Origin of the sequence: Gottfriedia acidiceleris, from assembly GCF_036421055.1 — a bacterium.
Taxonomy (GTDB): Bacteria; Bacillota; Bacilli; order Bacillales; family Bacillaceae_G; genus Gottfriedia; species Gottfriedia acidiceleris_C.
This window is the reverse complement of record NZ_JAZGQS010000009.1, coordinates 157953-174441: the sequence shown is the minus strand read 5'-3', so window position 1 is coordinate 174441 and position 16489 is coordinate 157953. Positions and strand designations below refer to the sequence as shown.

At 31.0% G+C, this 16489-nt stretch carries 16 protein-coding genes and 3 pseudogenes; 1 reads left to right on the top strand and 18 read right to left on the bottom strand.

The features are described from left to right. Nucleotides 1-188: 188 nt before the first annotated feature. The 3 genes and pseudogenes from RAH41_RS15435 to RAH41_RS15425 form a co-directional block, all read right to left on the bottom strand. Entirely contained in the window at nt 189-374 is a 186-nt protein-coding gene (locus RAH41_RS15435; RefSeq protein WP_025672166.1) for a twin-arginine translocase TatA/TatE family subunit, read from the bottom strand. A gap of 174 nt (nt 375-548) precedes the next feature. After that, on the bottom strand, nt 549-1595 hold the full coding sequence (locus tag RAH41_RS15430; protein ID WP_331223688.1) for a BMP family ABC transporter substrate-binding protein: 1047 nt from the start codon (nt 1593-1595) through the stop codon (nt 549-551). A gap of 148 nt (nt 1596-1743) precedes the next feature. Next, nucleotides 1744-2476, bottom strand: a pseudogene (locus RAH41_RS15425) (amidohydrolase family protein). 192 nt (nt 2477-2668) lie between these two features. Here RAH41_RS15425 and trhA point away from each other — a divergent pair. After that, a complete protein-coding gene (trhA, locus tag RAH41_RS15420; RefSeq protein ID WP_331223686.1) occupies nt 2669-3295 on the top strand; it encodes a PAQR family membrane homeostasis protein TrhA in 627 nt (208 codons plus the stop codon). Between the two features lie 34 nt (nt 3296-3329). Here the strand turns inward: trhA and RAH41_RS15415 are convergent, their stop codons facing one another. The 15 genes and pseudogenes from RAH41_RS15415 to RAH41_RS15345 form a co-directional block, all read right to left on the bottom strand. Then, nucleotides 3330-4037, bottom strand: a complete 708-nt coding sequence (locus RAH41_RS15415) for a lysophospholipid acyltransferase family protein (protein WP_331223684.1) — start codon at nt 4035-4037, stop codon at nt 3330-3332. A 147-nt stretch (nt 4038-4184) separates the two neighbouring features. Beyond that, the gene (locus RAH41_RS15410; protein ID WP_331223682.1) at nt 4185-4841 is read right to left on the bottom strand and encodes an FMN-dependent NADH-azoreductase; all 657 of its coding nucleotides are present in this window, start codon (nt 4839-4841) and stop codon (nt 4185-4187) included. 110 nt (nt 4842-4951) lie between these two features. After that, nucleotides 4952-5434: a dihydrofolate reductase gene (locus RAH41_RS15405; RefSeq protein WP_331223680.1), complete on the bottom strand. Its 483-nt coding sequence runs from the start codon at nt 5432-5434 to the stop codon at nt 4952-4954. Continuing rightward, nucleotides 5431-5727 (bottom strand): annotated as a pseudogene (gene thyA, locus RAH41_RS15400) (thymidylate synthase); the annotation flags it as partial. The gene RAH41_RS15405 and the pseudogene thyA (RAH41_RS15400), both read right to left, overlap by 4 nt. A gap of 276 nt (nt 5728-6003) precedes the next feature. Further along, a pseudogene (gene thyA, locus RAH41_RS15395) lies at nt 6004-6501 on the bottom strand (thymidylate synthase); the annotation flags it as partial. 30 nt (nt 6502-6531) lie between these two features. After that, a complete protein-coding gene (locus RAH41_RS15390; RefSeq protein ID WP_331223679.1) occupies nt 6532-7317 on the bottom strand; it encodes a class I SAM-dependent methyltransferase in 786 nt (261 codons plus the stop codon). A gap of 41 nt (nt 7318-7358) precedes the next feature. Beyond that, entirely contained in the window at nt 7359-7787 is a 429-nt protein-coding gene (locus RAH41_RS15385) for a BrxA/BrxB family bacilliredoxin (RefSeq protein ID WP_025672116.1), read from the bottom strand. After that, entirely contained in the window at nt 7787-8941 is a 1155-nt protein-coding gene (locus RAH41_RS15380; protein WP_331223677.1) for a conserved virulence factor C family protein, read from the bottom strand. The genes RAH41_RS15385 and RAH41_RS15380 overlap by 1 nt, the downstream gene beginning before the upstream one ends. Nucleotides 8942-8996: 55 nt before the next feature. Beyond that, on the bottom strand, nt 8997-9386 hold the full coding sequence (locus tag RAH41_RS15375; protein WP_331223675.1) for a single-stranded DNA-binding protein: 390 nt from the start codon (nt 9384-9386) through the stop codon (nt 8997-8999). 164 nt (nt 9387-9550) lie between these two features. Beyond that, complete coding sequence (locus RAH41_RS15370; RefSeq protein WP_331223674.1) at nt 9551-11440, bottom strand: ABC-F family ATP-binding cassette domain-containing protein; 1890 nt, start codon at nt 11438-11440, stop codon at nt 9551-9553. After that, the gene (locus RAH41_RS15365; protein ID WP_331223673.1) at nt 11437-12084 is read right to left on the bottom strand and encodes an HD domain-containing protein; all 648 of its coding nucleotides are present in this window, start codon (nt 12082-12084) and stop codon (nt 11437-11439) included. Before RAH41_RS15365 ends, RAH41_RS15370 begins: the two co-directional genes overlap by 4 nt. 126 nt (nt 12085-12210) lie before the next feature. After that, the gene (gene galE / locus RAH41_RS15360; RefSeq protein ID WP_331223672.1) at nt 12211-13221 is read right to left on the bottom strand and encodes a UDP-glucose 4-epimerase GalE; all 1011 of its coding nucleotides are present in this window, start codon (nt 13219-13221) and stop codon (nt 12211-12213) included. Nucleotides 13222-13226: 5 nt separating this feature from the next. After that, nucleotides 13227-13664 (bottom strand): GtrA family protein, encoded by a 438-nt coding sequence (locus tag RAH41_RS15355; RefSeq protein WP_331223670.1) that lies wholly within the window; start codon nt 13662-13664, stop codon nt 13227-13229. After that, nucleotides 13661-14647, bottom strand: coding sequence for a glycosyltransferase family 2 protein (locus tag RAH41_RS15350; protein WP_331223668.1), 987 nt, complete (start codon nt 14645-14647; stop codon nt 13661-13663). The genes RAH41_RS15355 and RAH41_RS15350 overlap by 4 nt, the downstream gene beginning before the upstream one ends. Before the next feature lie 17 nt (nt 14648-14664). Then, on the bottom strand, nt 14665-16356 hold the full coding sequence (locus RAH41_RS15345; protein WP_331223667.1) for a DUF6044 family protein: 1692 nt from the start codon (nt 16354-16356) through the stop codon (nt 14665-14667). Nucleotides 16357-16489: the final 133 nt, after the last annotated feature.

The window sequence follows — 16489 nt, the reverse complement described above, 5'->3', positions numbered from 1 at the left end:
CATTTTTACTATAAGTTGACAGTAAATATTAAAGTTCTATTAAAATTTCAATAATTGTTTAAAAATCATATTGACATAATGGGGAGTTTTAAGTTTAAGAATGGACAAGATGTGGCGTTTGAATAAAATGCGTAGATAGAAAATTTTCAAAAAAAAAACTCGGTACGATTACCGAGTCTTTTACTGATTTATTTGCCGTTCTTTTCGTCTTTGTCTTCTAAAAGATCATTTGTTAATCCTTGTGTAGAACGCTTAAATTCTCTAAGAGTATCGCCAAATGCTCTTCCGATTTCAGGTAATTTTTTTGGTCCAAATATAATTAATGCTAAAATTAAAATTAAAATTAAACCTGGAAAGCCTATGTTAGCCATTATTTTCCCCCAACTTCCATCCACTATTAATAAGTAAGTACCAAACTTTCCTTATATAGTAATATTGTCAAAAATTTGTTCATTCGTCAAATAATTTCAAGGAATTTTAATAAATTTTAATAACTTAATACGTTTCAGTTTACATAATAATGTTATTAGTTCTTTTTTATTTTTAAATTAAATTAATTTTTCTTTAAATTGTAAGTACTCTTCTTTATTACTAGGTACCACTAAATCACCATTTTGAATTTTATCCTTATATTCATTAACCTTTACTAAAATTTTGTCCTCAACATTATGATCAGCCTGAATTAATTTTATACCATCTTCATTTAAACCATAAATTAAAGTTTTACCACCATGAAATTCATTCGACTTTGCTTGTTTAGCTAGATCATATACTGCCTGGTCAATTTTTTTCACAAGTGAGATAAGAGTTACGTTCTCAGGTAAACCGTGTTTATACTCGTTACGGTCAGCTCCTATTACCCATACTTCCCCTTGATTTGATCTCCTAATTTTTTTTGCAGTAGTAAATACACCTTTACTTGTTAAACCCGCTACTGGAAAAATGATATCAACGTCTTTCATAAAAAAGTCATTTGCTATTCTTGAACCTATTTTAGGGTCATTAAAGGTATTAGAATATGCTGTTAGAACTTCAATGTCTTTATTTACTGATTTTACCCCTGAAATAAATCCATACTTATACCTGTTAATAATTTCATTGTCGTCCCCACCGATAAATCCAATTTTTTTAGTTTTTGTTTTCATCGCTGCAATTACACCTGCTAAAAAACTTCCATCTTGTTCAGTAAAATCGATACTAATTACATTTGGTTGGTCAACTCTTGAATCAATCACACCAAATTTAGTACTATTATTGTTTTCTGCAACTTTATTTAATACAGTAGATAAATTATTCCCTATTCCAATAATCAAATCATAATTTGCATCAGCCAATTTAGTAATTTTTTTTTCAAAACCTTTTTTACTGCTAGTTGTAATGTATTTATAATTCTTATCTTTTTTTAAATGTTCCTCTTTAGCAAATTTAGTAATACCTTTCATAGCAATTGAGTTTAAATAACTATTATTTTTACCATTTGAATCTGAGACAATCCCAATATTGAAAGTATTACTAGACTCTTGATTATTACTGCAAGCCGAAATGACGACTGCAATGATCGAAATTAAGATTAATGCAGTCTTTTTTATATACAAAATCATTCACCTCATTCGAATACAATTATTTCTAGTATGAATTTTCGATTATTGTTTTATTCGTTGAAAAGATGAGGGAATAGGAAAAGGTTATTTTCAACAAAGTAAAAGCAGGTAGTTCCTTGTACTTCCTGCTTTTAAACTTTATTCATTCAAATGTTCCTTTTACTAATACTTCTTTATCTTGCATCATTATTTTTCCTTTTGAAATAACTGCTTCAATTTCTAGTGTGTCTTTATTTAGGAAGACTAAATCTGCATCGGATCCATTTTTGATTTGTCCTTTTTGTAATTTTAAAATATTAGCTGGGTTTTTAGTGATGACGCTAATTGCATCTTCAAGCTTAATGCCTTCATTTAAAATTGCGTCTTTTACTTCGTTATATAAACTGCTTACTCTTCCAACTTTCATTCCTCGGAGTATTCCGTTTTCATCAAAATCGGGTAGACTCCCTTGTCCATCAGATGTAAACGTGATTTGTTTAATGCTAACACCTGAATTGAGCATTCTTTTCAACCCTACACTACATTTCACTTCACCATTATTTAAAAAGTGAGGGATTGAGCTAGTTGTAAAGTCTACAAACCCTCCTTTTTTAGCATAGTTTATTCCTGCTTCAAATAAATAGCTATTGCGGTTAATATGTGTTGGGTCCACCTTCACCTCCACCACCAATAAGATGTACATGAGCATCAATGAAGCCAGGCACAATATAGTAGGCAGATGCATCAAATATTTGTAAAGGAACCGAAGATAAGGTAATGTCTATTCCTTCATGAACATACTCAATTTTTTCATTTGAAATTAAAATATCGTTTTTACCAATTGATTTCGGGGTGAAGATTTCACCATTTTTTATCAGTAGCATATTTACCTCCATTTAGATAATTTTGATTAATTCGGATTACCATATCTATTTGATTTATGATTCATTCTTGCTTTATAGAAACTGTTTAAAATAATCTATCAAAATATACATAAAGCTATTAAATATTGAAAACATTAAATCTCTAGATTTGTTCATAATACTCTCATGGATGAAAATGATTCAATAAAATTAGGAGGCATTTTTATGAGTAGAGCAATGAAAGAAGAATTAGCAAATGCTATTACTCATGGGATTGGTGCAATACTGAGCATCCCAGCACTATATTATTTAATTAGTAAGGCTATGCATAAAGGGACACCATGGCATTTAATTTCCTTTACAGTCTTTGGTTTGTCTATGCTGCTACTTTATATTTGCTCAACATTACTTCATAGCGTTAGAGACCCAAAGTTAATTAGGCTATTTACAATTTTAGATCACTCGGCAATTTATTTATTAATAGCTGGAACTTATACTCCATTCTTACTCGTAACTTTAAGGGGGAGGATTGGTTGGTCTTTATTTACAATTATTTGGTGCTTGGCAGTTTCAGGTGTAATCTTTAAATTTATCTATGTTAATAGGTTTGAATTATTTTCAACGTTTGTTTATTTAATTATGGGTTGGTTAATGATGTTTGCAATTAAGCCGATATATGTAGGACTATCTGGAATAGGTTTTTTCTACTTATTATTGGGAGGGCTATTTTACTCAATTGGAACAATTTTTTTTCTAGTTAAACGCTGGCCATATAGTCATGCAATATGGCATTTATTTGTATTATTAGGTAGTGCGTCTATGTATTTTTGTATCTTAAAATTTGTTGTTTAAAAAAGCGCTTCATTTTAAATGAGCGCTTTTCGTTTTATTTTTCAATAATCTCTTTTATATAGTTAGTTAATTCTTTCGGATCAGTCATTCCAATTTGTTCAGGATAAACTGGTGGAAATACTTTTAGTGTAACATTTGCTGGTTTAATTCGATTACCATTAGCTTCTAAAATATTATAAGTCCCTTCAATTTTTACAGGAATAACAGGAACCCCTGATTTCGTCGCTAAATGAAGACTCCCTGATTTAAATTCACCCATTTGACTACCCTTACTTCGTGTACCTTCTGGAAAAATAACTAATGAATGGCCATTTTTAAGTTTATCAATGCCCTCTTTTATAGCATTAAGTGATTGTCTTCGATTACTTCTGTCCATAAATACACTATGCATTTGTTCCATCCAGTCTGGTACGATTGGTAGTTTTTTTAACTCGGCTTTTGCAATAAATCCAATAGGCTTATTTAAATATCCTAATAATAGCGGAATATCAAAATTACTTTGATGATTACTTACAAATAGGACCCCTTCGTCTCTAGGAATATTTTCGATTCCTTCAACCTTTACTTTACTACCAGTACAACCAATCATCATTTTCCCGAAGTAATCTGGAAATTGGTGCATTATACGGTCTTGCTCATGTACAGGTAAATCTTTTGGTATTTTTTTTACTGATGATAATTTTAGCTTTGCTTCAATTACACCAACTACAATGCGTGTTGCAGCATATATTGTGCGAAACATAATAATCCTCCGATAATTGAGTATGTTAATTATTATACAAAATGCCCAACCACTTGAAAAGTATTATCCATCCTGATTATTTAATAAAACGAGAATCACAAAAAAAGAATCGGCTTTTATTTGCCGATTCCTTAATATAGTGAATCTTTAGTTCGAAACTTTTGCTCCACTGAATTCTGCAGCAAGAACTTTAGCTTTTTCAATTGCATTAGCTTTAATTTCTTGTGCTTTATCTGGCATTGCAGCCATACCTTCTACGAATAATGTAGTTACATCAGTAACACCTACAAAGTTTAAGATACTTGTTAAGTATGGGCTAGAGAAGTTAATTCCAGCTGCTGGACCTTCTGAATAAACGCCACCGCTTGCTTGGATGTGTAATGCTTTTTTATTCTCAAGTAAACCAACTGGACCATTTTCAGTATATTTAAATGTTTTACCAGCAATTGAGATATTATCAATAAAGTTTTTTACAACTGATGGGAAACTAAAGTTCCAGAATGGTGTAACAAATACATACTCATCAGCTTGAGTGAACATTTCTAAGTTACGATTCATTGCAGCTAAAGTTGCTTGTTGATCAACACTTAATTCTTCAAAAGCAGTACCATTTCCTAATTTGCCCCATGCATCAAAAACATTTCCATCTAACATAGGAACATTTTCTTTAAATAAATCAAAATGAATAACTTCATTTTCAGGATTTGCTTTTTTGTATTCATTAATAAATGCTTCCCCTACAGATAGACCAAATGAATTTTCAATTGCATTTGGGTTTGCAGTAATATAAAGTAATTTTTTCATTTTAAACATCTTCCTCTCAGTTTCGTTTATCTTTAATTCGAGATTTATTTTTAAAAATTAAGGGATAACTAAATCCCTTAACCTCATAATAATATCTTTAATTCAAGATGTCAACACTTTTTTTCATAAACAAAATATCTAAATTTAATTTTTGATTTTTCATCAACTTGTACATCAGAAACAGATTTAATATTCCATTCTTCCTTTGAAAAATTCGGGAAAAAAGTGTCACCTTCAAAGTTATGTTCAATTTCAGTGATATAAAGTGTATCTAAATATGGGAATGTTAAATTAAAAATTTCAGCCCCACCAATAATAAATAAATCTTTATTTTTATTTTCTTCTACATAACTTATAACGTCATTAATGACAGTAACACCTTCTGCTTGAAAATCCTTTTGTCTTGTCACAACGATATTTTCTCGGTTTGGAAGTGGTCTACCAATCGAATCAAAGGTTTTTCTTCCCATAATAATCGTATACCCAGTTGTTACTTTCTTAAAATAAGCAAGCTCTTGTGGTAGATGCCAAGGCATCTTGTTATTTAAGCCAATTACATTGTTTTCTGACATCGCTACTAATGCAGCAATCATACACTTACTACCCCTTTGATCGCAGGATGGCACTCATAATCTTCTAATGTGAAATCCTCATATTTAAATTCAAAAATGTTTTTAATTTCTTTATTTAACTTCATTTTTGGTAATTTATGTGGCTCTCTAGATAGTTGTAATTTTATTTGTTCAAGATGGTTTGTATAGATATGTGCGTCTCCAAATGTATGTACAAAATCACCTAATTCTAAATTACATACTTGAGCAATCATCATTGTTAATAGTGCATAAGATGCGATATTAAATGGAACTCCTAGGAAAATGTCAGCTGACAAAATCTTCAACCAAGTTCGTTAGGCTTGGCCCGTTCATATAAGAACTGCTGCATATCACCATGCAGATGAGACTATATCACGACCTCATATAAGGCCCCTTGCATTTCGGGTGCCAATCACTTGCACCCTACTCCATATTTGGATAGTCGTTAGGCATTTATATTCTTTATCGTCCCAAAAGAATAATTTTAGCACGGGATTGTCTTAATTTAAGAGTTTCCCCGTTTAGCAAGGTTTTCGATACAGATTACTCTGTAAAGGCGCTCAGAATTAACGCTGATAAAGCTGACAAGAAAGTTTTCCATTATTCACATAAAATTGGAAAAAACAATGACAAGGTGCTAAAGCCATCTTATCAAGTTCCCCAACATTCCAAGCAGAAACAATCATTCTTCGGGAATCTGGGTTTGTTTTGATTTGATTAATTACATCTGTAATTTGGTCAATTGTAGAGCCGTCTGCAGCTTTCCATGATCTCCATTGTTCACCATATACAGGGCCTAAATTACCATCTTCATCTGCCCACTCATTCCAAATCCGAACACCATTTTCTTTTAAGTATTGAATGTTAGTGTCACCTTTTAAAAACCATAATAATTCATGAATGATTGATTTTAAATGCACTTTCTTTGTTGTTACTAAAGGGAAGCCATCTTGAAGATTAAATCGCATTTGATAACCGAATGTACTAATTGTTCCAGTTCCAGTACGGTCTGTCTTTGTCATGCCATTGTCTAATACGTGTTTACATAAATCTAAGTATTGCTTCATATTGACCTCCTAATTATGTATTGTTAATTCTTAATGATCTTCTTTAATTTCAATATAGCCAAAATGAAATTCTGATGATTTGCGAATTAATTGATTAAATCCATATTTTTTAAATCTTTCACTTCTAAAATGATCTTTCAACACTATTCTTTTTTTAGCAACGCGCTTAGCTTCATTGATTACTTCATATGTTAAGTCATCATATGATGCTAAATTTTTCAATGCTGCAATACCCGAAGAGGCTTCGATATTTTTTTCAAACATCGGATCAAAATAAACGATATCAAAAGATTGATCTGGAAGTGTCTTCATATAAGTTTTATAATCTATATTTTTTACTTCAATTTTGTTAATGATATTCGACCAATCTAAAATGTTCTGTTTATTTGTTTTTAATCCTTTCTTAGTTAGGTAAGCAATAATTTGGTTTTTCTCTAAACCTAGAACTTTACCTTGGTCACCTACAACGTAACTTGCAACAATACTATCTGAAGCCATTCCAAGTGTACAGTCTAGTAGGGAATCACCTTTTGTTAATAAACAAGCGTCACAAAATGGATCATGTTCACCCTTCATTAATCGTCTAATCCTAAAAACTGAGGAGTTAGGATGAAAAAAATATGGAATTGCATTGCCATCCTCATACCATTCTAATCTATTTTTACCTAAAACAAGTATAGGTTTTTTAAATTTATTATAGATTTCTTCAATGCTATATTCTTTCCGGAGAATTAGTTGCCCATTTAAGTCTGAAGCAATTATCTCTGCTTCCTTTTCTAAATAAACATCTGGTCTTAAGCAAGTTGTAATAATCATATGTCTCCTTAATTAAGAAAAAAAGAGGAGAAATCCTCTTTTTACATTTGTGCAAATATCGATTGAATTCTTGCTTTAATATCTTCAGGAGTTGATCCTTCAATTTGTTCACGAGGAATAAATCCAACTACCTCTTTACCTTTAAATACTGCCATTGAAGGTGAAGATGGTGGGAAGTCAGCTAAATATTCTCTTAACGTTGCAGTTGCTTCCTTATCTTGTCCAGCAAACACTGTCATAACATTTGCAGGTTTTTTCTCTGACTCAATAACTGCTTGAACTGCAGAAGGTCTAGCAAGTCCAGCTGCACAACCACAAACTGAATTGATTACAAAAAAAGCAGTATCATTTAATTCATTCATAAATGATTCGACTTCTTCCCCGGTCGTTAATTCTGTAAAACCATTTGAAGTTAATTCCTCCCTCATTGGCTTTACGATCCCTTTCATGTACTCATCATATGCATTCATTAGTTTGTTTCTCCTTTTTCATTTTCTATTTTATTACGTTCAGTCATTTGTTTCCAAACTGAACCAAGTGCTTCCTCACCATTCTCAATTCGATGCAAAGCAAGCTGAACTTGTAATTTCACTTCGAATTCTGGGTCTTCTAATGCAGCTTTTAATGCTGGAATTGCACTTTCATCACCTAGTTCAAAAAGAAACATTGCTGCACGCCATCTAACTAATTTACTAGGATCTTTTAATGCTTCAATCATAGCTGGCATGGCTTCTTCAAATCCTAAGTCTGATAGACAATCTCCAGCAATTCGTCTTACACCGACTGCCTTATCCTTTAAAGCCTCATATAAATAAGGTAACACTAATTCTGATTTTAACATACCTAGATAAGCTGTAGCTAATCTTCTTATTGAAACATGTTCATCTTTTAATGCAATCTCTAGTAAAGGTAAATCTTCAAGGGTAGGATTGATTTTTACAAATCTCGCATATCTTTTTTTCCAATCTTTTTCTTCAAAAATATCTGCAGTAAATGGTTCAAATTTAGGAACTTCTTTTTTCTCAATAGTAGATGCATCATTCGTCATCACTTCGTTGACGATATTTTTTATGTCGTTTTCAGTGTGTGTAGCCGTTAATTCATCAATAATTTCTTTCTCGATTGTTGCTAATTCACCATATCGAATTCCATAATCAATCCATTGTCTTTCAAATACTACATTTGATGCAGATGTTGTTAGTTTCATGATTGCTTCTTTATAAAAAGGAGGTAAAGCGGCTCTTTGTTCTTCACCATTTACAATTAATTTCAACTGCATTGGTATATTATGATACATTTGAACAAATACTTGTACCTCTCCAAAATGATTATCAATTATCGTTTCATTAGTAGCTTCATCATTTACTTCTTCACCAAATACATTTCTGACTTGAAGTAAAATGGTTTGCCAATTCGCATTTGACTTACGATCAATAGCAATAAAATCAGCTACATGATAGACACTTTTGATTCCTTCTATTCCTAATATTTCTTGAATGATTAATGGTGCCTTGTCAAAATTATCAGTAGAATAATGATTTCTACTTCCTGAAGGCAATTCCTCATCTAATAGCACTTTCATTGTATTAGGACTTGGTGTTGGCTCGATTGACTTAATTTTCATCTTAATCTCCTCTTCTTGTTATTTAGTTCATTCTATCAAAAAGAGGAAAAACTCACTATTGTAACGCCTTAACAAATTCTTCGAAGTCATTTGTACTAGATTCGATTGCGTTGTGAGTTAACTCTTCAGATCGACGAGTAAAAAGGTGAAATTTCTCAACTATTATTTCCGTCACATAAATTGGTTTTTCAGATTCCTTTACATAACTTGAAGTTTTTATCATTCCTTCAATAGAAACTTCCATCCCTTTTTTTGCTTTTTTAGTAGCATATTCAGCAATGGGCCCCCATAATTTTACTGAAACATAGTTCGTTCTCGTTTTTTTCAGATAATCTGAATAAACATTCGTAGCAATGTTAATAAAAGTTGTTTTTCTTCCATTTGGTGTAGTTTGTAAAATGGGCTCCTTCGTTAATCTCCCTACTAATACAACATTGTTTATCATTATTACCATCTCCTTTATTTTTTTCTACAATACAAAATTTTTGTAAGTCCGTAAAAAAAGGAAAATAGTATTTTAAACAAACTTTTATTTAAAAAAATTCATTATGAGATAATAAAACAGGAGTAGTAAAATGAAATTAAATTCCAAAACTCAAAATTAATACTCTACTTTAAACTTTCAACTAAATCACTTAAAACTGACCAACGCTCCATTTTCTGTTCTAATTGAGCTTCTTTTTCCTCAATATCTTTAGAAAGTTTATAAGCCTCATCAAAATTAGAGCCTACACCTTGTAACTTTTCATTTAATTGCTCAATCTCAATTTCCAGTTTTTCGATATCAGATTCAATACTATCCCATTCTTTTTGTTCTTGATAAGTTAATCGCTTTTTCTTTTGTTCTTTTTGATAAACTGGTTTTTCTATTGTTTCTTTTACCGCTTCAACTTCACGTTTTTCATTTGATTGTCGTTCTAAATAATCTGTATAGCTTTCTAATGTAGATGAAATTTTTCCTTCACCTTCAAAAATTAATAATTTATTTGTAACTTTATCTAAGAAATAGCGATCATGTGATACGGTAACGACTACTCCACTAAAATTCTCAATATAGTCTTCTAAAACTGTTAAAGTATCAATATCTAAATCATTTGTTGGCTCATCAAGTAATAATAAATTTGGAGCAGTCATTAAGAGTCTTAATAAGTATAGTCTTCTTTTTTCGCCACCTGAAAGTTTTCCCAATTGTACTCCGTGCGATTGAGTAGGAAATAGGAATGTTTCCAGCATTTGTGAAGCTGAAATTGTTTTTCCATCTGGTGTATGAATGACTTCTGCTTCTTCCTTAATATAATCAATCATTCTCATAGTTGGATTCACATTTTCTTGAATTTGAGTATAATATGCTACTTTTACTGTTTGCCCAATTTCAATTTCACCAGAATCAACTTGCTCTTCTCCTACAAGCATTTTCAATAAAGTTGTCTTACCTGCACCGTTTTCTCCAATTATTCCAATTCGATCAGTTTGAAGTAAAAGTAAGTTAAAATCATCTAATATTTTTTTCTCGTTAAAGGACTTATTAACATTTATAAACTCAACAACTTTTTTACCTAATCGAGTTTGTTGAAAGTTCATCTCTAATTCCGCTTTTTCTTGATTGTTAAGCTTACCCGAAAGCTCATCAAATCGTTGAATACGAGCTTTTTGCTTAGTCGTTCGAGCTTTTGCCCCTCTACGCATCCAAGCTAATTCTCTTCTAAATAAATTATTTCTTTTTTCATTAGTAGCTGCCTCTTGCTCTTCTCTAGCAGCTCTTTGTTCAATATAATACTGATAGTTTCCTTCATAACGATAGATATTGCTATTTGATAATTCTAATAATGCTGTGGTAACTTCATCTAGAAAATAACGATCATGTGTAACAAATAATACTGCGTTTTGTAGTCTTTTTATGTATTCTTGTAAAAATACGATACATTCATAGTCCAAATGGTTCGTAGGCTCATCTAAAATTAATAAATCACATGGATGTATTAATGCTTTTGCTAAGGCTACTCTTTTCTTCTGACCACCTGAAAGTAATGAAACATCTAAATTTAAATTTGATAAGCCTAATTTCGATAAAATTGTCTTTGCATTTGCTTCTAAATCCCAACCATTTAATGAATCCATTTTAGCTTGTAATTTTAATAATTCATTTTGTAACCCTTGATTAGATGGATCTTCTCCAAGTGCTTGTAAAGTTTTCTCATATGATTTTACTAAAACCATTACTTTATCATCACTCTCAAATACTGCTTCAAGAATCGTTTGCTTTTTATCAAAATCTTCATGTTGTGGCAAATAACTTATGACATAATCCTTTGGAGTCGTAATTTTTCCATCATCAGCTGACTCGACACCAGCAATGATTTTTAATAAACTTGATTTACCAGTTCCATTAATACCTAATAATCCAATTTTCTGCCCTTCGCTTACAGTAAATGAAATTTTATCGAATAAAGTTTTTTCCCCATATGTTTTAATTAAATTCTCTACACTTAAAATCTTCATATTTTAAAATTCCACTCTTTCATAAATTCATCGATGAATTTTTCTACAAATAAATGTCTTTCTTCAGCCATTTCTAATGCTGTTTTTGTATTCATTAAGTCTTTTAGTTTTAATATTTTTTCATAGAAGTGATGTAGCGAAGAACTTTTATCACTTCTATATTCTTCGATCGTCATGTTTTCTCTTATTTTAAACTCTGGGTTAAACATACTACGACCTTTTTTTCCACCGTATGCAAACGTTCTAGCAACTCCAATTGCTCCAATTGCATCCAGACGATCAGCATCTTGTACAATTTTACCTTCTAAAGTGGTCGGAATTACCCCATTCCCCCCTTTATAGGAGATATTTTCAATTATGTACATGATTGCTTCTACATCTTTATTATTATTTAATAATTCATTTAGAATTGATTCTAATTGTATTTTTTGAGCTTCAAGATCATCATGTAACTTATCATCTATTACATCATGAACTAATGCAGCACATTCTACGATGAATTGATTTGCATTTTCTTTTTGAGCAATATGTACAGCTAAGTTTCTAACCCGGTCAATATGATACCAGTCATGTCCAGAACTATCACCTTGATGAAGATTTCGAACATAATTTTCTAATTGTAATATGATTTCATGCGTATTCAAACTCGTACCTCCATAAATCGACTAGTGATATTATATCATTTTCTATCACCGTAAAACATTATTAGGTTATGTGGGAATTAAATTCACGAAAAAACCTTCACTTTTAGTGAAGGTTTCAGTAACAATCTAATTATATTGAGTAGTATATTTGTTCTTATATCCATTAGGATTCGTTTTATGCCATTTCCAAGCGTCTTTAATGATTAAATCAATGTCTTCATTCTTTACTTTCCATCCTAAAACTTTTTTAGCTTTCTCAGAAGAAGCAACTAGAATACTTGGGTCACCTTCTCTTCTAGAACTGATTTTATATGGTATTGAATGCTTAGTTATTCGACGAACTGCTTCAACAATTTGTAATACTGAATATCCCTTATTATTTCCAAGGTTAAAAATATCACTTTTTCCACCATTAAAAAGGTAATTAAGCGCTAGTAGATGAGCATTCACTAAATCTTCAACATGAATATAATCTCTAATACACGTCCCGTCAGGAGTGTTATAATCATCTCCAAAAATAGTAATTTCTTTTCTTTGATCTAAAGCAACTTGTAAAATTAATGGAATTAAATGTGTCTCAGGAGAATGATCTTCTCCAATTTCAGCTGAACTTTTTGCTCCAGCTACATTAAAGTATCTTAAGGAAACATAATTAATACCATATGCTAAACTACTCCATTTCATCATCTTTTCCATGATTAATTTTGTTTCACCATATGTGTTCGTAGGATCTGTAATAATATCTTCTGAGATTGGTATGATGTTAGGTTCACCATATACTGCAGCCGAAGATGAAAATACGATGTATTTAACATTAAACTCATTCATCACTTCTAATAAAACATGTGTGCCAACTACATTATTGCTAAAATACTCCAACGGTTTTTCCATTGATTCACCAACTAGACTATTTGCTGCAAAATGTAACACCCCATCAATCTTTTCATTTAGAAAAACTGACCTTAAAAATTCCTTATTACGAATATCACCATGATAAAAAATGGCGTCTGAATGGATAGCTCCTTTGTTTCCTGTCTGCAAATTATCAACAATTATTACGTTTACGCCATTTTCAATCAGCATGTATACTGCATGTGATCCTATATATCCAGCTCCGCCAAGTACTAAAATATTCATATTGATCACATTCTTTCGTTTTCAGATTGTTTTATAGTCATATTTCTATGTTTAAAAACAAGTAATTTTTGACCGAAATAATTTAAAACCGTATATAACCCAGAACTAATTAAAACAGCTAAGTCATTTTTAAAGTTTAGAGATATAAAATCTTGTAAATTTAAAATGTAATCAATTATTTTAGCTCCAAGATTAAATGCTATAAAATAACAGGTTAAAATGACAATGATAAACATTGGGATACTTTTTTTTACAGAGCCTTGGCTTTTAAACGTAAAATTCCGATTTAAAATATAACTGATACATGCTCCTAAAGAATTTCCAATAAATGTTGAAATCCAATAAGATAAACCAAATAAATGAAGCAGTAAATAAATGAATGATAATCCTACAATTGTATTTGCAATTCCTACTGCAATAAAACGGAAGAATGTCGTATTCATCTTTGAACCTTATGGACTAGTTCAGTTTCAATCATTGTATATAAATCTGTTTCAATAGCATATCTAGGACGTTTTTTGACTTCGTGATAAATCTTTCCTATATACTCACCAATCATACCAATTCCCATTAATTGAACTCCACCTACAAACCAAATTGAAACCATTAACGATGGCCAACCAGTTACTGTATTTCCTAACACATGTTCAACCACTGCATAGCCAGCTGCTATTAAACTAAATATGATGGCTAAAAATCCAAGCAATGTTACAAATCTAATCGGAGCTATACTAAAAGAAGTAATTCCGTCGAATGCAAAAGAAAGCATCTTTTTTAATGGATATTTTGATTCTCCTGCAAACCTTTCTTTTCGATCATAATAGACTTTCGTTGAAGAAAATCCTACAAGTGGAACGAGACCCCTTAAGAATAAATTTGTTTCTTTATATTTAAATAATTCATCTAATGCTCGTTTACTCATCAGTCTAAAATCTGCATGATTGGGAACTAGATTGATGCCTATTTTCTCCATAAATCGATAGAAGCCAAGTGCAGTGGAACGTTTAAAAAATGTATCACTTTCTCGACTATCCCTAACGCCATAAACAATATCAAAACCTTCTAAATACTTTTCTATAAATTTACGAATTACATTTATATCATCTTGTAAATCTGCATCAATTGAAACTACACAGTCAGACTGCCTATTAGCAACTTCAAGGCCAGCAATAAGTGCATTCTGATGTCCCACATTTTTTGCAAGCTTTAATCCTCTAACATAATCATTTTCATTACTTTCATTTTCTATTAGTTCCCATGTTCGATCTTTACTTCCATCATCAACAAACAGGATTTTACTATAGTCAGAGATTAGCGAATCATCTATTAATTCTTCAATTAAGTAGGTAAGTTGTCTTGTTGTTTCCTCAAAAACTTCCTGTTCATTGTAACAAGGTACAACTATTGTCAATAAAGGTAGTTTCATTTATCATCACATCCATTTCAGTCGTTATTTACCTCGTAAAGATAGATACGCCATGCAGAATTTTTATTATTAAAAACTTTCTTCAATAAAAGTCCATTACTACTAGCATTTTCAATTGGTACAGCAGCAAAAATATATTCTCCACCCATTTTTTTAAACTCATTAATATTTAGATGTAAATTGTGAATTTTTACGTTAGAGTCCTTTTTGAATTCATAATTTTTACCTAGTTCCGCAACAAATAAATAGCATCTTCCACCCCAATGATCAAAGTAATTTTCAAGTAATGGACTTTTATCGAGTTCAGGGGCAATTATTTTTCTAAATTGGTGCTTATATTTTAGCGAATAAAAATTATTATATGTATCGAGCGTGTAAAAACCGTTATACTGTGCAATCGCAGGGTGAATGCCTATACTTGCAACCCGATAACTATTTTTAGGTTTTCCAATATATTTGGCGACTTCATTAAATTGATTTACAGCATAAAATTGTTTGTATGATGGTTTCCCCGCAACTCGATATACAATTTCATCATTCGCACAAAACAGTACAAATACTTGAACTACTAAACAAATTTTCACAAACTTTTGCCAGCCATTACCCTTTAGCCAAAGAATATAGGCTCCCACAGCAAACATTAAATAGATTATTAGAGGTCTTAAAAAATGAAATCTAGCAAAATTAAACGTATTTAATAGTTGAAATTGTTCTTTTACTGGCTTCCATCCTTTATAAAACCAAAAGGCGTACCATACGGATAATAAAAAATTAAGAATAAATAAGTATAGAAATCTTTTTTCAATACTTTCTCTTTTTTTATTTCTTAAAGTCCAGAATACAATAAAAGATAAAGGTACAATGACAAGAGTGTGAAGTGTTAGAACATGGGTATGTCCTAAAAAATAATTCTTAAACACTAATCGAATCGTATGCCAAAAACCCAATGTAGAGCTTAAAAACTCATTTCTACTTGTTGGTTCAGATGGGATGACTAGTGAGAATACAAGACGATATTCTATTGCTAAATACATTAAAGTCATTAATAAAATACTTAAAAAAAACATTGGATTGATTTTCTTTTTTACAAATACATCTCTTAACCATAGCAATCCCATAAATACTAAAAAGAAAAAGAATCCTAACACAAAACTAGAATAAAAGGGTAATAATATAAGAGTAATCCAGTCTTTCCAGGAATATTTTCCAATTCTTATATTTAGAAACGCCCATAGTGCTAGTGGCATTCCCAATGTACTTAGCATTCCAGACGGCCAAAATGGTGTCAGTGCAAAAGCAAGTGAGACCCATACTCGAATTAAGTAATTTTCTTTTGCAGTTATAAAATGCTTTTTTAACAAAAGATACATCCCAAGAAATGCAAAGATCCTGGTAATTGTCTGACCTATGGAATAAGCTAGCATTGGCGGAAAAAGATTATTTAGCCACTGTATACCGCTAAATTCCGTTCCATAAGCATTTCTTGGCAATCCATTAATAATCTGGGGGATTGTAGAATTTAATTTACCAAATAGTTGTCCTGAGTTTCTAAGTGTTTTATACCATGCAATATTTGAATCTAAATTATCATGTACTCGAATATGTGCATTTTCCCCTAAAATGAATAGTGGAGAAACATAGAAAATCATTAAGAGTGTTGCAATGACTAAATGTTTATTTTCCTGGCTTAATTGTTTAAATAATTTCATATTTATTACACCACTTTGTTTATATTTAGTTTTTGGAATCCTGATTAAAATTCCCTCCTTTGTTCGCCTGAGTTCGATCCTTCTATTTTTCTTACTTTAGTAATTAATGAATAAAGATTTCGATAGTCAATTA

Coding starts and splice junctions, on each gene's coding strand:
- trhA (WP_331223686.1), top strand. CDS start 2,669: ATGAGTAGAGCAATGAAAGAAGAATTAGCAAATGCTATTACTCATGGG.
- RAH41_RS15415 (WP_331223684.1), bottom strand. CDS start 4,037: ATGTTTCGCACAATATATGCTGCAACACGCATTGTAGTTGGTGTAATT.
- RAH41_RS15410 (WP_331223682.1), bottom strand. CDS start 4,841: ATGAAAAAATTACTTTATATTACTGCAAACCCAAATGCAATTGAAAAT.
- RAH41_RS15405 (WP_331223680.1), bottom strand. CDS start 5,434: ATGATTGCTGCATTAGTAGCGATGTCAGAAAACAATGTAATTGGCTTA.
- RAH41_RS15390 (WP_331223679.1), bottom strand. CDS start 7,317: ATGATTATTACAACTTGCTTAAGACCAGATGTTTATTTAGAAAAGGAA.
- RAH41_RS15385 (WP_025672116.1), bottom strand. CDS start 7,787: ATGAATGCATATGATGAGTACATGAAAGGGATCGTAAAGCCAATGAGG.
- RAH41_RS15380 (WP_331223677.1), bottom strand. CDS start 8,941: ATGAAAATTAAGTCAATCGAGCCAACACCAAGTCCTAATACAATGAAA.
- RAH41_RS15375 (WP_331223675.1), bottom strand. CDS start 9,386: ATGATAAACAATGTTGTATTAGTAGGGAGATTAACGAAGGAGCCCATT.
- RAH41_RS15370 (WP_331223674.1), bottom strand. CDS start 11,440: ATGAAGATTTTAAGTGTAGAGAATTTAATTAAAACATATGGGGAAAAA.
- galE (WP_331223672.1), bottom strand. CDS start 13,221: ATGAATATTTTAGTACTTGGCGGAGCTGGATATATAGGATCACATGCA.
- RAH41_RS15355 (WP_331223670.1), bottom strand. CDS start 13,664: ATGAATACGACATTCTTCCGTTTTATTGCAGTAGGAATTGCAAATACA.
- RAH41_RS15350 (WP_331223668.1), bottom strand. CDS start 14,647: ATGAAACTACCTTTATTGACAATAGTTGTACCTTGTTACAATGAACAG.
- RAH41_RS15345 (WP_331223667.1), bottom strand. CDS start 16,356: ATGAAATTATTTAAACAATTAAGCCAGGAAAATAAACATTTAGTCATT.